This window comes from Streptomyces sp. NPDC058371 (assembly GCF_042723265.1).
In the GTDB taxonomy this organism is placed as follows: Bacteria; Actinomycetota; Actinomycetes; order Streptomycetales; family Streptomycetaceae; genus Streptomyces.
In genome coordinates, this window is record NZ_JBHXJC010000003.1 from 189,971 (window position 1) to 211,810 (window position 21,840).

A 21,840-nucleotide genomic window follows, 5' to 3' on the forward strand; every position below is an offset into this window, starting at 1 on the left:
ATCCGCCCCAGTTCTCGCGAGCCGTCCCGGTAGATGTGACCTTCGTCATGTGCGCACAAAAACTTCACCCCTCGTACAACCATCCGTCCCCCTGGTGGATCTGATCACCGGAGTCAACAGACTCACGACCCACTTGGGCCCCACGTGACGACTGCCGTCGGGGCCCCTTCTCCTAATGGGGAACGCATGCGCATACGAGCCACCGTGGCCGCTGTCACCGGCGCCCTGGCCCTCTCCGCTTTCGCTGTTCCGGCCGCGCAGGCCGATGAGAGCCCCGCCGCCGGCGCCCTCGCCGCGAAGGTCTCGCCGTTCGGCGCCGTGAAGCCGATGGACGAGAACGTCGGTGACACCAAGATCACGAGCGTCTCCGTCAACGGCGGCAAGGACGTCGTGGTCGGCACCAGCGCCAAGAAGACCTTCACCATCGCCGTGACCGCGACCGACCCGTCGGGCATCCAGGACGGCTTCGCCTTCCTGTGGCACGGCACGGACCTGGACTCCGAGGACGGCGTCGACGGCGCCATCGTGCCGGACGCGGACCACGGCACCTGCACCACCGTGAACGCGACCACCGCGACCTGCAAGGTCACCGTCGTCGCCGACCCGAACGAGAACATCTACGGCAACATCCTGGCCGGTTCCTGGAAGGTGTACGCCGCTGCCCAGGGTGTCGACACGGACTACGTGATCAAGGACGCCTACAAGACCGCCAAGGTCCAGCGCGCCTCCAAGCTCACCGTCAACGCCTCCCCCGAGCCGGTCAAGAAGGGCAAGACCATCACGGTCACCGGTGCCCTGACCCGCGCCAACTGGGACACCCTCAAGTACGCGGGCTACACCAGCCAGGCCGTGCAGCTGCAGTTCAAGAAGAAGGGCAGCAGCACGTACACGACCGTCAAGACGGTCACGTCCGGCACCGGCGGCGCCCTGAAGACGACCGTCAAGGCCTCGGTCGACGGCTACTTCCGCTACAGCTTCGCGGGCACCTCGACCACCCCGGCCGTCAACGCCGCGGGTGACCTCGTCGACGTGCAGTAGAGCGGGCCACCGGGCGGTCGGTAGTCATCCCCACCCGGTTCACGCGGGAAAGCGGCGGTCGACCTGCCTCCACAGGAGTTCCAGGACGGCCGCCGCCACCGCCGCGATGGCCACCGCGGTCCACGGCATCACCGAGCCCACCAGCTTCAGCGCGAAGAAGTGCTGCAGTGACGGCACGACGAGCACGAACAGGAACGCGCCCGCCATCGCCGCCACCAGGCAGATCCGCCACCAGGTGTACGGCCGGGCGATGATCGCGAGCACCCACATGGAGATCAGGAACAGCGTCAGCGTCGCGGCGCTCGTCTCCGCGTCCAGGGCGCCCGGCCCGCTGTAGTAGTGCCGGGCCAGCAGATACGTGACGAAGGTGGCCACCCCGGCGAGGACCCCGCCCGGGATCGAGTACCGCATGACCCGCCGTACGAAGTTCGGCCGCGCGCGCTCCGTGTTGGGGGCGAGGGCGAGGAAGAAGGCCGGGACACCGATCGTCAGGGTCGAGAGCAGGGTCAAGTGGCGCGGCAGGAACGGGTATTCCACCTGCCAGCACGCCACCAGCACCGCGAGCAGCACCGAGTAGACGGTCTTGACCAGGAAGAGGGTCGCGACCCGGGTGATGTTCCCGATCACCCGGCGGCCCTCCGCGACCACCGAGGGCAGCGTCGCGAAGCTGTTGTCGAGCAGCACGATCTGCGCCACGGCCCGGGTCGCCTCCGACCCCGAGCCCATGCTGACGCCGATGTCGGCGTCCTTCAGGGCGAGTACGTCGTTCACGCCGTCGCCCGTCATCGCCACCGTGTGGCCCTTCGACTGGAGCGCGCCCACCATGTCCCGCTTCTGCTGCGGGGTGACGCGCCCGAAGACCGTGCCGTCCTCCAGCGCGTCCGCCATCTCCCGCTGCTCCGTGGGGAGCCGGCGGGCGTCCACGGTCTCGCCGCTGAGCCCCAGCTTGGCGGCCACCGCGCCGACGGAGACCGCGTTGTCGCCGGAGATCACCTTGGCCCGTACGTTCTGCTCGTCGAAGTACCGCAGGGTGTCCGCAGCGTCGGGACGCAGCCGCTGCTCCAGGACGACCAGCGCGGTGGGCCGGGCCCCGTCGGTGACCGCTGGGTCGTCGAGGTCCTTGGCGACCCGGGCGAGCAGCAGGACCCGCAGCCCCTGTTCGTTGAGCCGCTCGGTCTCGGCGAGCGCCGGGTCCCCGGCGGGCAGCAGCACGTCGGGGGCGCCTAGCAGCCACGCGCTCGTCTCGCCGTCGCCCTCGCTGAACGTCGCCCCGCTGTACTTGCGGGCGGAGGAGAAGGGCAGCGACTGGGTGCAGCGCCACTCCTCGCTCTCGGGAAAGGCAGCGATGATCGCCTGGAGGGAGGCGTTCGGGCGCGGATCGGACTCGCCGAGGGAGCCGAGGACCCGGCGGATGTACGTCTCGTCGCCGCCGTCGAGGGGGCGCAGCTCGGTGACGTCCATGCCGCCCTCGGTGAGTGTGCCCGTCTTGTCGAGACAGACGGTGTCGACGCGGGCGAGCCCCTCGATGGCCGGCAGTTCCTGGACGAGGCACTGCTTGCGGCCGAGACGGATCACGCCGATCGCGAAGGCGACCGAGGTCAGCAGGACCAGCCCCTCCGGGACCATCGGCACGATCCCGCCGACCGTCCGCGCGATGGAGTCCTTCAACGCGTGCTGCTTGACCACCAGTTGGCTGATGCCCAGGCCGATCGCGGTCGGGATCATCATCCACGTCACGTATTTGAGGATGGTGGAGATACCGGTCCGCAGCTCGGAGTGGACGAGCGTGAAGCGGGACGCCTCCTCGGCCAGCTGCGCCGCGTACGCCTCCCGGCCGACCTTCGTCGCGGCGAACGCACCGCCGCCCGCCACCACGAAGCTGCCCGACATCACCTGGTCCCCGGCGTGCTTGAGCACCGGGTCGGCCTCACCGGTGAGCAGTGACTCGTCGATCTCCAGCCCGTCGGCCTCGACGCACGAGCCGTCGACCACGATCTTGTCTCCGGGGCCGATCTCGATCAGATCGCCCAGCACGATCTCCGAGGTGCTGATCTCGGCGGCCAGCCCGTCCCGGCGGACCGTCGGCTTCGCCTCACCGATGACCGCGAGGGAGTCCAGGGTCTTCTTGGCCCGCCACTCCTGGATGATGCCGATGCCGGTGTTGGCGATGATCACGTATCCGAAGAGGCTGTCCTGGAACGGCGCCACGAACAGCATGATCACCCAGAGCACGCCGATGATCGCGTTGAACCGGGTGAAGACGTTGGCGCGGACGATCTCCGCCAGCGAGCGGCTGCTGCGCACGGGGACGTCGTTCACCTCGCCGCGCGCGACGCGCTCGGCCACCTCGGCGGCGGTCAGCCCCCGGGCCCGCCCGGGCAGGGCCACGGGATGCACAGGATCGAGTTCGGCGCCCGCGTCGATGTGCGTCATGCCTTCGACGGTACGTGCGGATATACGGCTTCACCTGCCGAGTGCCCCAAAGATCCGACCAGGGGAGGACGGGCCTCGTGCCGTGGTTGTACGCGGGCGTCCGGCTACCGGGGCCTGCTCGCCGCGTCCCGCTTGATCGCCGCGTCGCGCCTGCGGACGTACCAGATGCCGATCAGTCCGAGGCCCGCGCCGGCCAGGCACGTCCACACCCACCAGGTGTGCCCGTGGTCGTCGAACCAGCCGTAGAAGGGGAGCTGCACCAGGAAGAGGACGAACCAGAGGATCGTGCCGCCGGTGATGGTGGCGACGACGGGCCCCTCCAGGGGCTCCGGCGCCTCGTGCTTGGGGGTCCACTTCGCCATGGGCACAGCTTACGAGGGTGCCGGACGGGCTCGGTCGGGGCCGTCCCCCGGCCGACAGCGGAACCTCCCGTTCCCCCGTATACCCGGTGTCTACGCGCGGAGATAGCGATTTCGACCTCATATGTTCATACTGAAACGGCCTGAGTCTGGCTCTTTCTGTTCGTACGAAACCCCAACAGACATCTCGGAGAAACCTGTTGGTGATCATGGGAAGGCCAGACTCGATCACGTTCTCAGCCGCGCGCCGTCCTCGCCCGGCGCCCGCACCGGCCCCCAAGGCCCCGCACGTATGAGGTCCCGCATGCCCACCTCGGCCACCACGGCCCCCGCCCCGGAGAAGCAGCCGTCGCCGCGGCCCGCGGGGAGCGCCCTCGACCGCTACTTCAAGATCTCCGAGCGGGGCTCGACCCTGAGCCGGGAGGTGCGCGGCGGGTTCGCCACCTTCTTCGCGATGGCCTACATCATCGTGCTGAACCCGATCATCCTCGGCAGCGCGAAGGACATGTACGGGCACCACCTCGACAACGGCCAGCTGGTCACCGCGACCGCCCTGACCGCCGCCTTCACCACCCTGCTCATGGGCGTCATCGGCAATGTGCCGATCGCGCTGGCCGCCGGGCTCGGCGTCAACACGGTCGTCGCCCTCCAGCTCGCGCCCCGTATGTCGTGGCCGGACGCCATGGGCATGGTGGTCCTCGCCGGCGTCATCGTGATGCTGCTGGTCGCCACCGGTCTGCGGGAGCGCGTCATGAGCGCCGTGCCGCTGGGCCTGCGCAAGGGCATCTCGATCGGCATCGGCCTGTTCATCATGCTGATCGGCCTGGTCGACTCCGGGTTCGTCTCGCGCATCCCGGACGTCGCGGGAACCACCGTGCCGCTCCAGCTCGGCGCCGACGGCCACCTCAACGGCTGGCCCGTCCTGGTCTTCGTCCTCGGCGTGCTGCTCACCCTCGCGCTGATGGTGCGCAAGGTGTCCGGCGCGATCCTCATCTCCATCGTCGCCATGACCGTCCTCGCGGTGGTCGTCAACGCCGTCGCCAAGGTCCCGTCCTGGGGCCTGACCACCCCGAAGTGGCCGGGCAGCCCGGTCGCCACCCCGGACTTCGGTCTGATCGGCAAGGTCAGCCTCTTCGGCGGCTTCGACAAGGTCGGCGCACTGACCGGCGTGCTGTTCGTCTTCACCGTGCTGCTGTCGTGCTTCTTCGACGCGATGGGCACGATCATGGGTGTCAGCGACGAGGCCAAGCTGACCGACGCCGAGGGCAACATGCCCGGCATCAACAAGGTCCTCTTCGTCGACGGCATCGCGGTCGCGGTCGGCGGCGCCAGCTCCTCCTCGGCCACCACCTGCTTCGTGGAGTCCACGGCCGGCGTCGGCGAGGGCGCGCGCACCGGCTTCGCGAACGTCGTCACCGGCGCGCTGTTCGCCGTGGCGCTCTTCCTGACCCCCGTCGCGACCATGGTCCCGTCGCAGGCGGCGACCCCGGCACTGCTCGCGGTCGGCTTCCTGATCCTGTCCCACTCGATCAAGGACATCGACTGGGCCGACTACACGATCGCGATCCCGGCCTTCGTGACGATGATGATGATGCCGTTCACCTACTCGATCACGAACGGCATCGGCATGGGCTTCATCACCTTCGTGGTGCTGCGCCTGGCGGCCGGCCGCGTCCGCGAGGTCCCGCTCGCGATGTACGTCGTGGCGGCGGTGTTCGGCTTCTACTACCTGATGCCGGCGCTGGGTCTGACCTGATCCCGCATCGGTCCCCGTCCCCGGTCACGTGAGCCCGCGGGCTCACGTGACCCCGTAGAACTTCTCCGTCTCTTCGACTGCGGCCTGGAACCGCTCGTCGAAGTCATCCCGCACGAGCGTCCGGACGACATAGTCCTGGACGCTCATTCCTCTTCTGGCGGCGTGGTGTCGGAGCCGGTTGAGCAGCTCCCCGTCTATCCGCAGGCTGAGCACGCTGGTCCCCATGGAGTCGAGGGTCGCCCTACCCCGGGCGGTAGTGGTCACTTTCCGAAGCGCGCTCACTCATATGAGTGACGTAACGGTTCAGTGGCCTGTTTCACGGGCATCCCGGTGGTCTTTAGTCAGAGTAATGAGTTACGCTAAAGAACATGCCTGACCTCACCCATGGCGACGACGCTGCCGCCGTGAACTCCCTGCGCTCCGCCGTGATGCGCCTGTCGCGCCGGCTCAAGCACCAGCGCGTCGACGAGTCGCTGAGCCCCACCGAGATGTCGGTGCTCGGCACCCTCGCCCGCTGCGGATCGGCCACGCCGGGTGAGCTCGCCCGCAAGGAGCATGTGCAGCCGCCCTCGATGACCCGCATCGTGGCGCTGCTCGAAGCCAAGGGCCTGGTCAGACTGGAGCCGCACCCCGAGGACCGGCGCCAGAAGGTCGTCACGCAGACCGAGCAGGCCGAGGCCATGCTCGAAGAGAGCCGCCGCAAGCGGAACGCGTGGCTGGCCGGCCTGGTGGACGCCCTCGACGAGGACGAGTGGGCGAAACTCCGCGCCGCCGCCCCCGTACTGGAGAAGCTCGCGCATCTGTGACCCAGCCGTAGCCGTCGGACGCCGACGTCCGCGATGCCCAAGGAGGCGAACGCTTTTGAGTTCGGGACCCGGAGCAGACTCCGCCCCCGCACCAGCCACCCACGACTCCCCGCCCACCCCCAGATCCGCCAAGTCGTCGATGTTCAGCTCGCTGAAGATCCGCAACTACCGCCTGTTCTTCCTCGGCCAGGTCGTCTCCAACACCGGCACGTGGATGCAGCGCATCGCCCAGGACTGGCTGGTCCTGAGCCTCACCGGCTCGTCCGCCGCGGTCGGAATCACCACCGCCCTGCAGTTCCTGCCGATGCTGCTCTTCGGGCTGTACGGCGGCGTCCTCGTCGACCGCCTCCCCAAGCGCCCGACGCTGCTCGCGACCCAGACGGCCATGGGTCTGACGGGCCTCGCGCTCGCCTTCCTCACCCTCTCCGGCCACGTCCAGGTCTGGCACGTCTACCTGGCCGCCTTCGTCGTCGGCCTCGCCACCGTCGTCGACAACCCGGCCCGCCAGTCCTTCGTCTCCGAGATGGTCGGCCCCGGCCAGCTGCAGAACGCGGTCAGCCTGAACTCCGCCAACTTCCAGTCCGCCCGCCTGGTCGGCCCTGCCGTCGCGGGTCTGCTGATCACCGGCGTGGGCACCGGCTGGGCCTTCCTGCTGAACGGCCTGTCCTTCGTCGCGCCCCTCGCCGGGCTGCTGCTGATGCGCGCCCGCGAACTGCACGTCGTCGAGCGCGCCCCGCGCGGCAAGGGCCAGCTCCGCGAGGGCCTGCACTATGTCGCCGGCCGCCCGGAGCTGATCTGGCCGATCGTCCTGGTCGGCTTCATCGGCACCTTCGGCTTCAACTTCCCGGTCTGGCTGTCGGCCTACGCCGACGACGTCTTCCACGCCGGAGCGGGCGCGTACAGCCTCTTCAACACGCTGATGGCCGTCGGCTCACTGGCCGGCGCGCTGCTCGCCGCCCGGCGCGGCACCGCCCGGCTGCGGGTGCTGATCGGCGCGGCGGTGGCCTTCGGAGCCCTGGAAGTGGTGGCCGCCATGGCCCCCTCCCTGTGGCTCTTCGCCCTGCTCATGGTCCCGATCGGCATCTTCGGCCTGACGGTCAACGTCACGGCGAACACCTCGGTCCAGATGGCCACCGACCCTGCCATGCGCGGCCGGGTGATGGCCCTGTTCATGATGGTCTTCATGGGCGGTACGCCGCTGGGCGCGCCCCTCGTCGGCTGGGCCACCGACGCGTACGGAGCCCGGGTGGGCTTCGCCGCGGGCGGTCTCGTCTCGCTGGTCGCCTCCGCCGCCGTCGGCCTGGTCCTGGTCCGGCTGGGCGGACTGCGCCTGTCGGTCGGCTGGCACCGCGGCCATCCGCAGGTCCGCTTCGTCCCACGGGAGCAGCTGGCGACGGCCGCATAAGCCGTCGCCCGGTGATCCGGTCCCTGGCAGGGTGACGCCATGAGACTCTTTGCGGCGGTGTTGCCCCCCGAGGACGCGGTACGTGAACTGGGCGCGGCGGTCGACGAGTTGCGACGGCTGCCGGAGGCGGACGAGCTGCGCTGGACCGGCCGGCCGGGGTGGCACTTCACGCTCGCCTTCTACGGCGAGGTCGACGAGTCCCTCGTCCCGGAACTGTCCGCGCGACTGGAGCGGGCGGCACAGCGCACTGACCCCTTTCCGCTGGCCCTGCACGGCGGCGGCCACTTCGGCGGGCGGGCGCTGTGGGCCGGGGCGGCCGGGGACGTCGGCACGCTGCGGCTGCTCGCCGAGCGGGCCGAGGCGGCGGCCAGGAAGGCCGGCCTGCCGACCGAGCAGCACCACCGGTACCGGCCGCATCTCACGATTGCCCGCAGTCGCGCCGACGCGGACTTCGGGCCGTACGTCGCCGCGCTTTCCGCGTTCGCGGGACGGGAGTGGACCGTGGGCGAGCTGTGTCTCGTACGCAGCAATCTGCCCGTCGCGGGCATTGCGGGGGAGCAGCCGCGGTACGAGGCCGTGGGGCGGTGGGGGCTCGGCTCCGCCAGGGCGCGTGACTGAGGTGGCCGCCCGACAGCGCCCGGCGGGGGGCGGTTAACCTCGTGAGCGTGGACCCGAAGACCCGTAACCGGATTATGGCCGGCGTGCTTGTGCTGATGTTCGTCGTGGTGGCCCTGGCGGCGGCGGTCAAGTAGTCGACCGCCGCCGTTGCGCTCCGCTGTGAGCGCCGTGAGCCGCGGGTTCGTTGTCTGCTGCGGGCCGGTGGGGGCCGGTCGCGCCGTTCCCCGCGCCCCTGGAAGGGGCGTTGGCCCTGCCCGGAGTTACCAGGCGAAGGCCTCCGGGGACGGGCCCGGGCCCGGGAAGATCTCGTCCAGGGACGTCAGGAGCTCATCACTCAGCTCCAGCTCGACCGCACGAAGCGCGCTCTCCAGCTGCTCGGCGGTGCGCGGACCGACGATGGGGCCGGTGACGCCGGGGCGGGTCAGCAGCCAGGCCAGGGCGGCCTCGCCGGGCTCCAGTCCGTGCTTCTCGAGCAGATCCTCGTACGCCTGGACCTGTGCGCGTCCGGCGGGGTTGGCGAGGGTGTCGGCGGCGCGTCCGCTCGCCCGGCGTCCGCCCTCGACCTCCTTCTTGATGACCCCGCCGAGCAGACCGCCCTGCAGCGGGGACCAGGGGATGACCCCGAGGCCGTACTCCTGCGCGGCCGGGATGACCTCCATCTCGGCGCGGCGCTCGGCGAGGTTGTAGAGGCACTGCTCGCTGACCAGGCCGTAGCTGCCGCGTCGCGCGGCGATCTCGTTGGCCTGGGCGATCTTGTAGCCGGGGAAGTTCGAGGACCCGGCGTAGAGGATCTTGCCCTGCGCCACGAGGGTGTCGATCGCCTGCCAGACCTCCTCGAAGGGAGTGTCGCGGTCGACGTGGTGGAACTGGTAGATGTCGATGTAGTCCGTCCGGAGCCGCTTCAGGCTGGCGTCGACCGCCCGCCGGATGTTCACGGCGGAGAGCTTGTCGTGGTTGGGCCAGGCGTCGCCGTCGGCGGCCATGTTCCCGTAGACCTTGGTGGCGAGGACCACCTTGTCGCGACGGTCGCCGCCCTTGCCGAACCAGCTGCCGATGATCTCTTCGGTACGGCCCTTGTTCTCGCCCCAGCCGTACACGTTGGCGGTGTCGAAGTAGTTGATGCCGCTGTCCAGCGCCGCGTCCATGATCGCGTGGCTGTCGGCTTCGTCGGTCTGCGGTCCGAAGTTCATGGTCCCGAGGACCAGCCGGCTGACCTTGAGTCCTGTGCGTCCGAGCTGCGTGTACTTCATGGTTCTCAGCCAACGGCGTGGAGTGCGCTCTAGGCAAGGGGAGACCGGCGAGGGGGTCACCCGGTGGACTCCCCGGCGGGCAAACCCGGTTGTGCCGTGGGGGCCGGTCCGCTTGAGTCGCTGACCGTGACTTCCCTCGACGCTCTCGTGCGCCCCGACCGCTACCCCCGTGCGTCCGGTTACGACCCCGGCTGGCTGGTCGGGCTGGACATGGGGCCGAACCCGCTGTGGCTGCTGGAGGACCTCGCGCGGGACCTGGAGCTGCGGCCGGGGATGCGGGTGCTGGACCTCGGGTCGGGGAAGGGGGCGACCTCCGTGTTCCTCGCGAAGGAGTACGGGGTCCAGGTCGTCGCCGCCGACTGGTGGGTGGCGGCGGAGGAGGCGGCCCGGGTCTTCGCGGAGGCGGGGGTCGGCGGACAGGTCGAGGCGGTGCGGGCCGAGGCGCACGCGCTGCCCTTCGAGGAGGAGAGCTTCGACGCGATCGTGAGCATCGACGCGTTCGAGTACTTCGGGACGGCGGACGGCTATCTGCCCCAACTCTTGCGGTTTCTCCGGCCCGGCGGACAACTGGGCATCGCCACGCCCGCGTTGACCCGCGAGGTGCGCGAACTCGGGGCGATCCCGCCGCACGTCAGGAAGCTGGTCGGCTGGGAGGCCCTCGCCTGGCACACGGCCGACTGGTGGCGGTTCCAGTGGGAGATCACCGAGCTGGTGACGGTGACGTCCGCGCGGCTTCAGGAGGGCGGCTGGGAGGACTGGCTGCTGTGGAGCCGGGCCTGCGCCGCGCACCTGCCGGACGGGCCGGCCGCGCATCAGCCCGTCATCGACATGCTCACGGCCGACCGCGGCGAGTTCCTGACCTTCGCACTGGTCACCGCGCGCAGGCCGCCCCGCCCCTGACCTGATCGGCGGAGCCCGCCCGAGCCCGGTCAGGCCGAGTAGGGCTCGCCCAGGTCCCAGGCCTGGTACATCGCCTCCGCGAACCCTTCCGCGATCTTGTGCTCGCCGTCCGCGTTCGGGTGGGTGCCGTCGTAGGTGTCGAGATGGACGACGTACGACGGTGGCGGGGACGCCAGGAGCAGGGGGGAGCGGGACTCGTCCAGGTCGGCCACGGCCTTGGCGAGGAGCTCGTTGAAGGACGCGACCTCGGCGGCGAACGCGGGGTCCGTCTGGACCCGGGCGTTCGGCAGCACCGGGAAGAACACCATCCGGATGCGCGGGTTCGCCGAGCGGGCGTGGGCGATGAAGGCGCGTACGTTCTCCGCGGTCTGCCGCGCGTCGGTGTAGAAGCCGAGGTCGATCAGGCCCAGGGAGACCAGCAGGACGTCGGCACGCTGTGCGCGGACCGCCTCCTGGATCAGCGGGGTCAGATGGAACCAGCCCTCGCCCCAGCCGGCGAGGTGCGCGCGCGGGAAGTCCGGATCCGCGTACTCGTACGAGGACGGGGAGTCCGTCGCCTTGTCGTGGAGCGTCTCGCGCGGTCCCACGATCTTGAAGGGGCCGTTGTACGTCGCGCGCAGGTGCTGCCACATCCGGTAGCGCCACGTGTGTTCGCCCGCGCTTCCGATCGTCATGGAGTCGCCGACGGGCATGAACCTGAGCATCCGCTCATCATCGTCGATCGCGGCGGCGGACGGGGTGTGAGGATGGACACCCGGGGTGAACGGCGGCCGCGGATGGCAGGCTTGGCGCATGCGTCGCTCGTGCTCGTACCTCGCCGGGGCCCTTCTCGCCCTCTCCGCGGCCCTTCTCGCCGTCGGGCCCGCCGCCCCCGCCGTGGCCGACGACGGAGGCTTCACGATCAAGGACCCGAGGATCACCGAGTCCAGCGGGCTGGCCGCCTCGCATCTGCACCCCGGCGTCTACTGGACCCACAACGACAGCGACGACGGGCCGTATCTCTACGCCGTCGACAGCCGCACCGGCAAGACCGTCGCCACCCTCACGCTGACCGGTGTCGGCGCGCCCCGGGACGTCGAGGCCATCTCGATCGGGCCGGGCAACCAGATCTATGTCGGTGACATCGGCGACAACCTCGGCGGCACGTGGGACCACGTGTGGATCTACAAACTGCCCGAGCCGAAGGTGCTCAAGGACGAGACCGTCCGCGCCACGCAGTACGTCGTGAAGTACGCGGACGGCGCCCGGGACGCGGAGGCGCTGATGGTGCATCCGAAGACCGGGCGGGTCTACATCGTCTCGAAGAACGAGGACGGGGGCGGGCTCTACGAAGCCCCGGCCACGCTCTCCGCCTCCGGTACGAACGTCTTCCGGCGGGTGGCCGACATCGACCTCTGGACCACCGACGGGGCGTTCTCGCCGGACGGCAAGCAGCTCATCGTACGCGGATACCTCGGCGGGATCGCCTACCGGTGGAACGACGGGAAGATCAAACGGCAGGGGCGCGTCGATGTGCCGTTGCAGGGGCAGGGGGAGTCCGTCACGTACACCGCGGACGGCTCCGAGCTGATGTACGGGACCGAGGGGGAGAACAGCTCGGTGCAGCCGGAGAGCGTGCCCGGCTACTCGGGGGACAAGTCCGCTGCCGAGGGCGGCAGTTCGGACACCGCGGGCGGGAGCGGGAGTGCGGGTGACGGGGGCGGGATGAGCGGCGACGTCAAGGTCGGCGCGCTCGCCCTGGTCGTCGTCGCGGCGGTGGTCTTCGGGTTCAAGCGGCTGGGGCGCCGGGACTGACACCCGGGCGGCCCGGCGGACGGCTCCGCCTTCGTGGCGGCCCGGAGCCCCGCCGGGTCACGGCAACGGGAACGGGGGCTCCCGGCACCGTTCCCAGTGCCGGGAGCCCCCGTCGCCGTACCCGTTTCCGTACGAGACCTACGAGACCCGTACCCGTACGAGTGTCAGAGCTTCTCGATCACGTAGTCGATGCAGGTCGTCAGCGCCTCGACGTCCGCCGGGTCGATCGCCGGGAACATCGCGACACGGAGCTGGTTGCGGCCGAGCTTGCGGTAGGGCTCGGTGTCCACGATGCCGTTGGCGCGCAGCGCCTTGGCGACGGCCGCGGCGTCGATCTCGTCCACGAAGTCGATCGTGCCGATGACCTGCGAGCGCTTGGCCGGGTCGGTGACGAACGGCGTCGCGTACTTGGACTCCTCGGCCCAGCCGTACAGCGTGCGCGAGGAGGTGGCGGTGCGGCGCACCGACCAGTCCAGACCGCCCTGGCCGTTGATCCACTCCAGCTGCTCGTTGAGCAGGAAGAGGGTCGCGAGGGCGGGGGTGTTGTACGTCTGGTTCTTGCGGGAGTTGTCGATCGCCGTCGGCAGGCTGAAGAACTCCGGTACGTGGCGGCCGGACGCGTGGACGCGTTCGGCGCGCTCGATCGCGGCCGGGGAGAAGACGCCGATCCACAGGCCGCCGTCGGAGGCGAAGGACTTCTGCGGGGCGAAGTAGTAGACGTCGGTCTCGGCGATGTCGACCGGGAGGCCGCCGGCGCCGCTCGTCGCGTCCACGAGGACCAGCGAGCCCTCGTCGGCGCCCGCGACCCGCTTGAGGGGGGCGGCGACACCGGTGGAGGTCTCGTTGTGGGTGAACGCGTACACGTCCACGCCCGCCTCGGCGGCCGGCTCCGGGTGCGTGCCGGGGTCGCTGGTGATCACGGTGGGCTCGGCCAGCCAGGGAGCGAGCTTCGAGGCCTTCGCGAACTTCGACGAGAACTCGCCGAAGCTCAGGTGCTGGGACTTGTTCTCGATCAGGCCGTGGGTCGCGATGTCCCAGAACGCGGTGGAGCCGCCGTTGCCGAGGACGACCTCGTAGCCGTCGGGCAGCGAGAACAGCTCGCGCACGCCGTCGCGCACCTTGCCGACCAGGTTCTTGACGGGGGCCTGGCGGTGCGAGGTACCGAGGAGGGAACTGCCGGTGGCGGCCAGCGCGTCCAGCGCTTCCGTCCGCACCTTGGAGGGGCCCGCGCCGAAACGTCCGTCGGCGGGCTTGATGTCAGCGGGAATCTGGATCTCAGCCACGACGGGAGCCTAACCGTTTCCGGAAACGTGGGTGAAACGTCGTCCGTCGGCTGAGACGCGCGGGGTCCTACGGGGTTTTCGCCCCCGCCGCCCCTACCCGTCCCGTACCTGGGCTCCGCCCCGGACCCCGCCCCTCGAACGCCGGAGGGGCTGCATCCCGCCCCTCCGTTGACGGGGGCGGGGAAACCCGCTGGTCTACAGGGCGGGCACCGGGGTGAAGCGCACCGGCAGTTCGGTGAGGCCGGGGAGCCACGGGGAGGGGCGGCGGGTGAGCGACTCGGCCGGTACGGCGAGGTCGACGTCCGGAAGCCGGTCCAGCACGACCTCGATGCCGGTGCGCGCGATGACCTCCGCCACCTCCTGGGCCGGGAACGGGCACCGGTGCTCGCCGTGCCCGAAGGAGAAGTGGGCGCTGTTGCCACCGGTGAACGCGGACCCGTCGGTGCGGACCTGCGGGTCGGAGTTGGCGCCCTGGAGACCGAGCAGCAGCAGATCGCCCGAGCGGACCGGGCGGCCACCGAGCCGGGTGTCGCGGGAGGCCCAGCGGCCGGCCACGTTCTGCAGGGGGGTGTCCTCCCAGAGGACCTCGTTCATGGCCTCGGCGACACTGTGCCGGCCGCCGAACAGCGAAGCCGCGAACCGTTCGTCGGTCAGCATCAGCCGCAGCGAGTTCCCGATCCAGTCCGCGGTCGGCTGGTGGCCCGCGACCATCATGACCATCAGGTCGTGGGTGATCTCCTCGTCGGTGAAGCCGGCGGCATCGGCGAGCATGCGCGACGCGACGTCGTGCGCGGGTGCGGCCCTCCGCTCGGCCAGCAGCCGCACCGTCGAGGAGGCGAGGTGCTGCCGGCCGGCCGCCGCGCCCTCCCGCCCGTTGACCAGGTCGTTGAGGGCGGTGACCAGCCCCGGGCCCTGTGCGTCGGAGAAGCCGTACAGCCGTGCCAGGACGCGGGCCGGCAGCAGGGCCGCGTACTCCGTGACGATGTCCGTCTGGCCCTTGGCGCAGATCGCGTCGATCAGTTCGTCGGCGAACTTCTCGGCCTGCGCGCGCAGTTCATGGGGGTCGACGGCCTCGATCGCGTTGCCGATCATCGCGGCGCGCTCACGGTGGCGTTCGCCGACCGTGTGGAGGACGGACGGCTGCCTGGGTCCGATCATGGGCAGCAGCGGCCAGTCGGCGGGGATGCGCTCCCACTGGTTCCACAGGCCGGAGTCCCGGCTGAACAGCACGGGGTCGCCGGTGACCTGATGCAGCTCGCGGTAGCCGAGCACCAGCCAGGCCGGTACGTCACCGTCGAGCACGACCGGCGCCACTGCACCGTGCTCGCGCCGCAACTCCCGGTACAGCGCGGCGGGTTCGGTCCGGAACCTGGGCCCGCTCAGGGGCACGGGGGCGGGCGTCGGCTTCACAGGGCCAACTCCGGGGACTGGCAGGCGTTTTCGGGGACGAGGCCGGAGGGGGCGGGCGTCCGGAGGTCGGCCGGCTGGGCCGCGTACCGGGCCTTGAGGTGTTCGACGAGTGTGATCAGCACGCGCTTGGCGGACTCGCGGGAGCGGGCGTCGCAGTCGAGCAGGGGGACGTGCGGGTCGAGATCCAGGGCCTCGCGGAGCCGGTGCGGGGTGCAGGCCGGGCCGCCGAAGTCGTTGCGGGCGACGATGAACGGTGTGCCGTGGTGCTCCAGGCGGTCGATGGCGTACCAGGAGTCGTCGATCCGGCGGGTGTCGACCAGGACGACCGCGCCGAGCGCCCCGGCGAACAGCCGGTCCCACAGGAACCCGAAGCGCTCCTGGCCGGGCGCGCCGAACAGGTACAGCACATTGCGCGCGTCGAGCGTGATCCGGCCGAAGTCGAAGGCGACGGTGGTCGCGGTCTTGCCGCGGACCTCGCTGATGCCGTCGACGGTCTCGCCGGCCCGGCTGATGGTCTCCTCGGTGTTGAGGGGACGTATCTCGCTCACGGAGCGGACCAGGGTCGTCTTGCCGACGCCGAAGCCGCCGACGATCACGATCTTCAGGCCGTTGTCGGCGGTGGGCCCCAACGGGGTCCTCACGTCAGAGGTTGCGGAGTCCAACGAGCACCTGCTCCAGGATGTCGGGATCGGGCGGACCGGAGGGAACGGTCCTGCGGGGGTGGCGGGCGCTGACCCGGCCCGCGGCGAGGAGGTCGGAGAGCAGGATCCGGGTGATGGTCACCGGCAGCCGCAGCTCGGCCGCGATCTCCACGACGGCCGTGGGCCGTTCGGCCAGGCGCAGGATCGCCGCGTGCTCCGACTGCATGCCCGGTGCCGGATCGCACTCGGCGACCACCAGCGTGACCAGGTCGAACGGGGTGTCGGGCGCGGACCGGCTGCGCCCTCCCGTGAGGGTGTAGAGCCGGTCGGGCGCGTCGTCCCTGCCCGGCCGGCTCATGACGTACGCGGTTCCGCGCGCAGGTGTTCGCCCAGCTGCTCGACCAGCTCGCTCATGTTGTGCCCGACCAGGCCCGGATCGGCGTCCTCGGCCGCGATCACGGCCAGATGCGCGCCCTCGCCCGCCTCCACGATGAACAGCACCCCGCCGTAGAACTCCGCCATGGCCGAGCGCACGCCCCCGCTGCCGTCGCCGAACTCCATGGACGCCCCGTAGGACAGCGACTGGATGCCGGCGGCGATCGCGGCGAGCTGATCGGCCTGGTCGACGGAGAGCTCCGGCGTCCGGCACAGCTTCAGCCCGTCACGGGAGAGCACGAGCGCGTGCCGCGCGCCCGGGGTGCGCTCCAGCAGGCCCTTGATGTGCCAGGCGAGCTTCGCGTCGGCGGTCGTGATGCCGGTCATGGGGTGGTGTCGCCTTCCGGATGCGAGGAGGTGGGGGAGGTGGAAGGGGAAGGGGAGGTGGAAGGGGAAGGGGAGGCGGAGGGGGAGTAGTCGGCGAGCGGCGCTTCCCGAGGTGCGGTCCACATGGGGGCACGCGCCGGGGCCGCGGGGGCACTGGCGCGGGTCGCGGTCTCCTCGGGTGTGCCGCCGTCGGCGAAGCGGCTCTCGGCCGCGTCCTCCCGCGCGGCGGCCAGGTCGTGCATCGAACCGCGTACGGCCTGGCGGAAGCTGCTGAAGCGGGCGGCCCGGGCCCTGGAGCCGTCGGTGTCGGTGTCGGTGTCGGCGGAGGCGTCGGGGGAGGCTGTCCGTCCCGCGGTGCCGGCGGTGTACGCCGCCTGGGCGAGCCCGCGCTCGGCCGCGGCGAGGGTGCGGCCCCGGTGGCGCTTGGGCAGGCCGCCGGCGGACTCCGGGTCGTTGTCGGTGTGGGTGTCGGTTTCCGTAGGGGTGTCGGCGTCGGACCGGGTGGGCGACTCGTGGGTCGGGACCGGGTCCGGGTCGAGATCAGCGACGGCGCGGCCGGCGGCGTACGACGAGCGGGGCCGTACACCGCCGTCCTCGACAACGCCGGGCGCGGGCAGAGCGCTCGGCCGCGTCGCCGCGGGTTCGGCCGGCCACGGCAGTGCGGCGGTGGGCTCGGGCAGCGCGGGCAGGGTGGCCGCGGGCTCGGTCGGCGGGGCTGCCGGTACCGCGAGGAGGACCTGGGGGATGAGCACCAGCACACCCGTGCCGCCGCGCGCGGACGGCCGGAACGACACCTTCAGACCGTGCTTGCGCGCCAGCCGGCCGACCACCGCGAGGCCGAGCCGGGTGCCCGTGAGGCCGCCGAGCCCGCCGGTGTCGCCGGACACGGCCCGCTCCGCGCGGCGCAGCTGTACGTCGCCCATGACCAGGCCGCTGTCCTCGACGGAGACGATGACACCGGCCGGCACCTGCTCGACGTACACATGCACTTCGGCGGTCGGCGGGGAGAAGTTCGCGGCGTTGTCGAGGAGTTCGGCGAGCGCGTGCATGACGCCCTCGGCGGCGTGGCCGGAGACGGCGGCCTCGCTGGCGGAGTGGACGCGGACGCGCTGGTAGCCGCTGATGCGGCCCATCGCGCCGCGCAGGATCGACTCCATGACGATCGGGCGGGCCCAGCGGCGCCCCGAGCGGGCGCCCGCGAGGACGGCGACGGAGTCGGCGAGCCGGCCCGCCTGCGCGGTGCGGTGGTCGAGGCGGAGGAGGTCCGCGAGGACCTCCTCGTCGGAGTGCCGTTCCTCCATCGCGCGCAGGTCGGCGAGCATGCCGGTGGCCAGCGCCTGCATCCGGCCGGCCGCGTTGGCGGTGGCCGAGACGGCGGCGTCCCGGGCGCTCGTGGCCTGCCGGGCCTGCTCGGCCAGCCGGGCGTTCTCGTCGGCGAGGCGGCCCCGGTCGTCCGTGAACCGCATCCGCTCCTGGGTGAACTCCTCGGTGAGCAGGGCCCGTTCCCGTACGAACTCCTCGGTGAGCCGGACCCGGTCGCGGGCGGCCTCCTCGGCGAGCCGCGCGCGCTCCTGCGCGAACTCGCCCGTCAGGCGCGCGCGTTCCTGCGCGAGCTCGGTCGTGAGGCGGGCGCGTTCCTGGGCGAACTCCTCCGCGAGCAGGGCCCGTTCCCGCAGCAGCCGGGCAGCGTCCGCGGTCGCCGTGTCGAGGCGACGGCGTGCCAGCTTCGACTTCTGCGCGGCGCGGGACGCCACGGTGACGGCCGCGCACAGCAGGACCGCGGCGGCACCGGCACCCCAGGCGAGGGGCAGGCGCACCGAGCCCGGCGCGCGAAGGACCACGCCGAGGACCGCGACGGCACAGAGCGCGGCGGTGAGCAGGGGGGCGGGTGCGACCGTGCGGAAGGTGGGCCGTTCGCCTGGGGGGAGGGGCGCGGTCATGAATCGTGTCCTCGGTCGGGGCCGCGGTCGTGTTCTGGGCGAGATTCCTGTTTCTGCGCGGGGAGCGACGCCTGATGCCCAACAAGGCGTCACTATATGAGAGTTGGTGATCGAATTGGGCAGGTTCGGCTTCTGCCCGCGGAATCCGGCCGGTTCCGGACGGCGCCGTCGAGCACTCACCGGAAGCGCGCCGTGCGGTCACTGTCAGTGACCGGATGCATCCTGGAGGCATGACAGATCTCGGGGAGCTTCGAGCCGCACTGGTCAGGGCCGTCCGCGGCGAGGTCGCGTTCGACGTGACGGCGCGGGCGCTGCACACGATGGACGCGTCCAACTACCGGCGCGTCCCGCTCGGCGTCGTCTCCCCGCGCGACGCGGACGACGTGGCGGCCGCCCTGTCGGTGTGCCGGGAGCGCGGGGTGCCGGTCGTGCCGCGCGGCGGGGGCACGTCGATCGCCGGACAGGCGACGGGCACGGGCGTGGTCCTGGACTTCACCCGCCACATGAACCGGCTGCTGTCGCTGGATCCGGACACGCGAACGGCCGTAGTCCAGCCCGGACTTGTCCTCGACCGGCTCCAGGAGGCGGCCGCCCCGCACGGGCTGCGCTTCGGGCCGGATCCCTCCACCCACGGCCGCTGCACGCTCGGCGGCATGATCGGGAACAACTCGTGCGGCTCGCACTCGGTCGCCTGGGGGACGACGGCGGACAGCGTGCGCGAGCTGTCGGTGGTCACCTCGGGCGGCGCCGCGCTGCGCCTCGGCCAGGACTGGGCCGGCGCCCCCGAGGGCCTGCGCCCGCTGGTGGACGGCGAGTTGGCGCGGCTGCGGACGGGCTTTCCCGACCTACCCCGCCGTATCTCCGGATACGCCCTGGACGCTCTGCTCCCCGAGAAGGGCGCGGACGTCGCCCGCTCCTTCTGCGGCTCCGAGGGCACGCTGGGGGTGCTGACGGAGGCCGTGGTGCGCCTGGTCGAGGCGCCCCGCGCGCGTGCGCTGGCCGTGCTGGCGTACGCGGACGAGAGCGCGGCGGCGGAGGCGGCCGCGGGCCTCCTGCCGTACGGGCCGCTGACCGTGGAGGGGATGGCGGCCGACCTGGTGCGCTCCGACGCGGGCCTGCCCAGGGGCGGGGCCTGGCTGTTCGTGGAGACGGGCGGGGCGGACGCCGGGGAGGCGCGGGCGCGTGCGGACGCGGTGGTGCGCGCCGCCGACGTCCTGGACGCCCTGGTGGTCACCGACCCGGCCGGGCAGCGCGCCCTGTGGCGCATCCGCGAGGACGCGAGCGGTACGGCGACCAGGATGCCGGACGGCAGCGAGGCGTGGCCCGGCTGGGAGGACTGCGCGGTGCCGCCCGCCCGGCTCGGGGCGTATCTGCGGGACTTCCGGGGCCTGTTGACGGCCCACGGCCTGCGCGGCACCCCGTACGGGCACTTCGGCGACGGCTGTATCCACGTGCGCATCGACTTCGACCTCATCACGACCCGCGGGGTGGCCCGCTTCCGCCGCTTCTCGGAGGAGCTGGCGGAGCTGGTGGCCGCGCACGGCGGCTCCCTGTCGGGTGAGCACGGGGACGGGCAGGCGCGGGCGGAGCTCCTGCCGAGGATGTACGGCGCCGAGCTGGTCGCGCTCTTCGAGCGGGCGAAGGCCGTCTGGGACCCGGACGACCTGCTCAACCCCGGGATGCTGGTGCGGCCGCACGCGCTGGACGAGAACCTGCGGTTCGCGGTCCTCCCGCGCGAGCCGGTGGACGTGGTGTTCGGATATCCGGCCGACGGCGGGGACTTCTCGGCGGCCGTGCGGCGCTGCGTGGGTGTCGCCAAGTGCCGTACGGAAGCGGGCGGTTCGGCCGGTTCCGAGGTGATGTGCCCGTCGTTCCGGGCGACGGGGGAGGAGGAGCACTCCACGCGCGGCCGGGCCCGGCTGCTGCACGAGATGCTCGCGGGCGAGGTGGTGACGGACGGCTGGCGCTCGACCGAGGTCCGGGACGCGCTCGACCTGTGCCTGTCCTGCAAGGGATGCCGGACGGACTGCCCGGTCGGGGTCGACATGGCCACGTACAAGGCGGAGTTCCTCCACCACCACTACGCGGGCCGCCGTCGCCCGGCGGCGCACTACGCGATGGGCCGGCTGCCCCGCTGGCTGGATCTGGCCGCCCGGACCCGCTCGGCCCGGCTCCTCAACTTCCTTGCCGCCGTAGGGCCCTTGGCGGCCGTGGCCAGGCGACTGGGCGGGATCGCGCCCGAGCGGCAACTTCCCCGGCTGGCCCGGGAGCCGTTCAGCCGCTGGTGGTCACGGAGGTTCCGCGAGCGCGCGGGGGAGTTCGTACGGGGCGCGGGCCGAGGTTCTCGGGAGGGGCTCCCCGGGGGCGAGCGGGTCGAGGAGCTCGGTGCGCGGGAGAGGTTCCCCGAGACCGGGCGGGACGCCGGGCGTGGTGCGCGGGAGAGGGTTTCCGGGGTCGGACGGGTTGAGGAGCGTGGTGCGCGGGAGGGGTTCCCCGAGACCGGTCGGGACGCCGGGCGTGGTGCGCGGGAGGGGTTCCCCGGGGCCGGGCGGGGCGCGGTCATTCTGTGGCCGGACACGTTCACCGAACACCTCTCGCCGTCCGTGGGGCGGGCGGCCGTCCGCGTGCTGGAGGCGGCGGGCCTGACGGTGCTGCTGCCGCCGACGGCGCGACCGGCGTCGGCTCCGATCGGCGACGGGGTGTCGCGGGGGCCGCTCCAGGCAGGAGCCCTGGCGTTCCCCCTCCTGTCGTCCCTGCGCCGTCGCCGCGTCTGCTGCGGTCTGACGTATGTCTCCACCGGCCAACTGGACCGCGCCCGCACGGTCATGCGCCGCACGCTGGACCTGATGGAACCGGCCCTAAAGGCCGGCCTCCCCGTCGTCGTCCTGGAACCGAGCTGCGCCGCCGCCCTGCGCACCGACTTCCCGGAACTGCTCCACGACGACCCGCGGGCGGCTCGCCTGGCGGCCGCGGTGCTCACGTTCGCGGAAGCGCTGGAACGCCATGCCCCGCACTGGACCCCGCCGCGCGTCGACCGCCCGGTCGTCGGCCAGACCCACTGTCACCAGCACGCGGTCCTCGGCGACGCGGCGGACCGCCGGCTGCGCGAGGCGGCCGGCCTCACCGGCGCCCTCGCCGGCGGCTGCTGCGGCCTGGCCGGGAACTTCGGCTTCGAGAAGGGGCACTACGAGGTGTCGACGGCCTGCGCGGAGGAGCAACTGCTGCCCGCGGTGCGGTCCGCGCCCGGGAACGCAATGCTCCTGGCGGACGGCTACTCCTGCCGTACGCAACTGGACCAGCTCGCAGGTCGCCGGGGCAGGCACCTGGCGGAGGTGCTGGCGGAGGGGCTGGAGTCCGGGTGACCCATCGCACCTCGGCGTAAGCTGCAAAAGGGGTTCACAGCCCTGACGTAGGTCTATTACCCTGGACTGGCAAGTACAGCACG

19 protein-coding genes are annotated in these 21,840 nt (G+C 71.7%); 8 read left to right on the forward strand and 11 right to left on the reverse strand.

Annotated elements, in window-relative coordinates; translation table 11 throughout:
• Positions 1-186 precede the first annotated feature (186 nt).
• Positions 187-1,038 carry a calcium-binding protein gene (locus ACFWM2_RS12490; protein WP_383277061.1) on the forward strand — a complete coding sequence of 284 codons (852 nt, stop codon included), beginning with the start codon at positions 187-189 and terminating at the stop codon, positions 1,036-1,038.
• Between the two features lie 39 nt (positions 1,039-1,077).
• Here the strand turns inward: ACFWM2_RS12490 and ACFWM2_RS12495 are convergent, their stop codons facing one another.
• Together ACFWM2_RS12495 and ACFWM2_RS12500 are read right to left on the reverse strand one after the other, a co-directional pair.
• Positions 1,078-3,471, reverse strand: coding sequence for an HAD-IC family P-type ATPase (locus ACFWM2_RS12495; RefSeq protein WP_383277064.1), 2,394 nt, complete (start codon positions 3,469-3,471; stop codon positions 1,078-1,080).
• Between the two features lie 104 nt (positions 3,472-3,575).
• A complete protein-coding gene (locus tag ACFWM2_RS12500) occupies positions 3,576-3,833 on the reverse strand; it encodes a DUF2530 domain-containing protein (protein WP_383277067.1) in 258 nt (85 codons plus the stop codon).
• Positions 3,834-4,134: 301 nt separating this feature from the next.
• On the opposite strand from ACFWM2_RS12500, the gene ACFWM2_RS12505 reads away from it, so the two are divergent.
• On the forward strand, positions 4,135-5,586 hold the full coding sequence (locus ACFWM2_RS12505) for an NCS2 family permease (protein ID WP_383277070.1): 1,452 nt from the start codon (positions 4,135-4,137) through the stop codon (positions 5,584-5,586).
• A gap of 42 nt (positions 5,587-5,628) precedes the next feature.
• Here the strand turns inward: ACFWM2_RS12505 and ACFWM2_RS12510 are convergent, their stop codons facing one another.
• A complete protein-coding gene (locus tag ACFWM2_RS12510; protein ID WP_383277073.1) occupies positions 5,629-5,811 on the reverse strand; it encodes a ribbon-helix-helix protein, CopG family in 183 nt (60 codons plus the stop codon).
• Positions 5,812-5,954: 143 nt separating this feature from the next.
• Between ACFWM2_RS12510 and ACFWM2_RS12515 the strand changes: the two genes are divergently transcribed.
• The 3 genes from ACFWM2_RS12515 to thpR are packed head-to-tail and all read left to right on the forward strand — an operon-like array spanning position 5,955 to position 8,415.
• Complete coding sequence (locus ACFWM2_RS12515) at positions 5,955-6,392, forward strand: MarR family winged helix-turn-helix transcriptional regulator (RefSeq protein ID WP_383277076.1); 438 nt, start codon at positions 5,955-5,957, stop codon at positions 6,390-6,392.
• A gap of 55 nt (positions 6,393-6,447) precedes the next feature.
• Complete coding sequence (locus tag ACFWM2_RS12520) at positions 6,448-7,797, forward strand: MFS transporter (RefSeq protein WP_383277079.1); 1,350 nt, start codon at positions 6,448-6,450, stop codon at positions 7,795-7,797.
• A gap of 39 nt (positions 7,798-7,836) precedes the next feature.
• Positions 7,837-8,415, forward strand: a complete 579-nt coding sequence (gene thpR / locus ACFWM2_RS12525; protein WP_383277082.1) for an RNA 2',3'-cyclic phosphodiesterase — start codon at positions 7,837-7,839, stop codon at positions 8,413-8,415.
• A gap of 260 nt (positions 8,416-8,675) precedes the next feature.
• On the opposite strand, the gene ACFWM2_RS12530 is transcribed toward thpR, so the two are convergent.
• Positions 8,676-9,665: an aldo/keto reductase gene (locus ACFWM2_RS12530; RefSeq protein ID WP_383277085.1), complete on the reverse strand. Its 990-nt coding sequence runs from the start codon at positions 9,663-9,665 to the stop codon at positions 8,676-8,678.
• Positions 9,666-9,785: 120 nt separating this feature from the next.
• Between ACFWM2_RS12530 and ACFWM2_RS12535 the strand changes: the two genes are divergently transcribed.
• On the forward strand, positions 9,786-10,565 hold the full coding sequence (locus tag ACFWM2_RS12535; protein WP_383278297.1) for an SAM-dependent methyltransferase: 780 nt from the start codon (positions 9,786-9,788) through the stop codon (positions 10,563-10,565).
• Between the two features lie 29 nt (positions 10,566-10,594).
• Here the strand turns inward: ACFWM2_RS12535 and ACFWM2_RS12540 are convergent, their stop codons facing one another.
• Entirely contained in the window at positions 10,595-11,269 is a 675-nt protein-coding gene (locus ACFWM2_RS12540) for an SGNH/GDSL hydrolase family protein (RefSeq protein ID WP_383277088.1), read from the reverse strand.
• Positions 11,270-11,357: 88 nt separating this feature from the next.
• Between ACFWM2_RS12540 and ACFWM2_RS12545 the strand changes: the two genes are divergently transcribed.
• Positions 11,358-12,359 (forward strand): WD40 repeat domain-containing protein, encoded by a 1,002-nt coding sequence (locus ACFWM2_RS12545; RefSeq protein ID WP_383277091.1) that lies wholly within the window; start codon positions 11,358-11,360, stop codon positions 12,357-12,359.
• Positions 12,360-12,523: 164 nt separating this feature from the next.
• Here the strand turns inward: ACFWM2_RS12545 and serC are convergent, their stop codons facing one another.
• The 6 genes from serC to ACFWM2_RS12575 form a co-directional block, all read right to left on the reverse strand.
• On the reverse strand, positions 12,524-13,642 hold the full coding sequence (serC, locus tag ACFWM2_RS12550; RefSeq protein WP_383277094.1) for a phosphoserine transaminase: 1,119 nt from the start codon (positions 13,640-13,642) through the stop codon (positions 12,524-12,526).
• Between the two features lie 195 nt (positions 13,643-13,837).
• Positions 13,838-15,052 carry a cytochrome P450 gene (locus ACFWM2_RS12555; protein ID WP_383277097.1) on the reverse strand — a complete coding sequence of 405 codons (1,215 nt, stop codon included), beginning with the start codon at positions 15,050-15,052 and terminating at the stop codon, positions 13,838-13,840.
• Complete coding sequence (locus tag ACFWM2_RS12560; RefSeq protein WP_383277101.1) at positions 15,049-15,714, reverse strand: ATP/GTP-binding protein; 666 nt, start codon at positions 15,712-15,714, stop codon at positions 15,049-15,051. Before ACFWM2_RS12560 ends, ACFWM2_RS12555 begins: the two co-directional genes overlap by 4 nt.
• Positions 15,695-16,051, reverse strand: a complete 357-nt coding sequence (locus ACFWM2_RS12565; protein ID WP_383277104.1) for a DUF742 domain-containing protein — start codon at positions 16,049-16,051, stop codon at positions 15,695-15,697. Before ACFWM2_RS12565 ends, ACFWM2_RS12560 begins: the two co-directional genes overlap by 20 nt.
• A complete protein-coding gene (locus tag ACFWM2_RS12570) occupies positions 16,048-16,455 on the reverse strand; it encodes a roadblock/LC7 domain-containing protein (RefSeq protein WP_383277107.1) in 408 nt (135 codons plus the stop codon). The genes ACFWM2_RS12565 and ACFWM2_RS12570 overlap by 4 nt, the downstream gene beginning before the upstream one ends.
• Positions 16,452-18,395: an ATP-binding protein gene (locus tag ACFWM2_RS12575; protein WP_383277110.1), complete on the reverse strand. Its 1,944-nt coding sequence runs from the start codon at positions 18,393-18,395 to the stop codon at positions 16,452-16,454. Before ACFWM2_RS12575 ends, ACFWM2_RS12570 begins: the two co-directional genes overlap by 4 nt.
• Before the next feature lie 230 nt (positions 18,396-18,625).
• Between ACFWM2_RS12575 and ACFWM2_RS12580 the strand changes: the two genes are divergently transcribed.
• Positions 18,626-21,757: an FAD-binding and (Fe-S)-binding domain-containing protein gene (locus tag ACFWM2_RS12580; protein WP_383277114.1), complete on the forward strand. Its 3,132-nt coding sequence runs from the start codon at positions 18,626-18,628 to the stop codon at positions 21,755-21,757.
• The last annotated feature ends 83 nt before the right edge of the window (positions 21,758-21,840 follow it).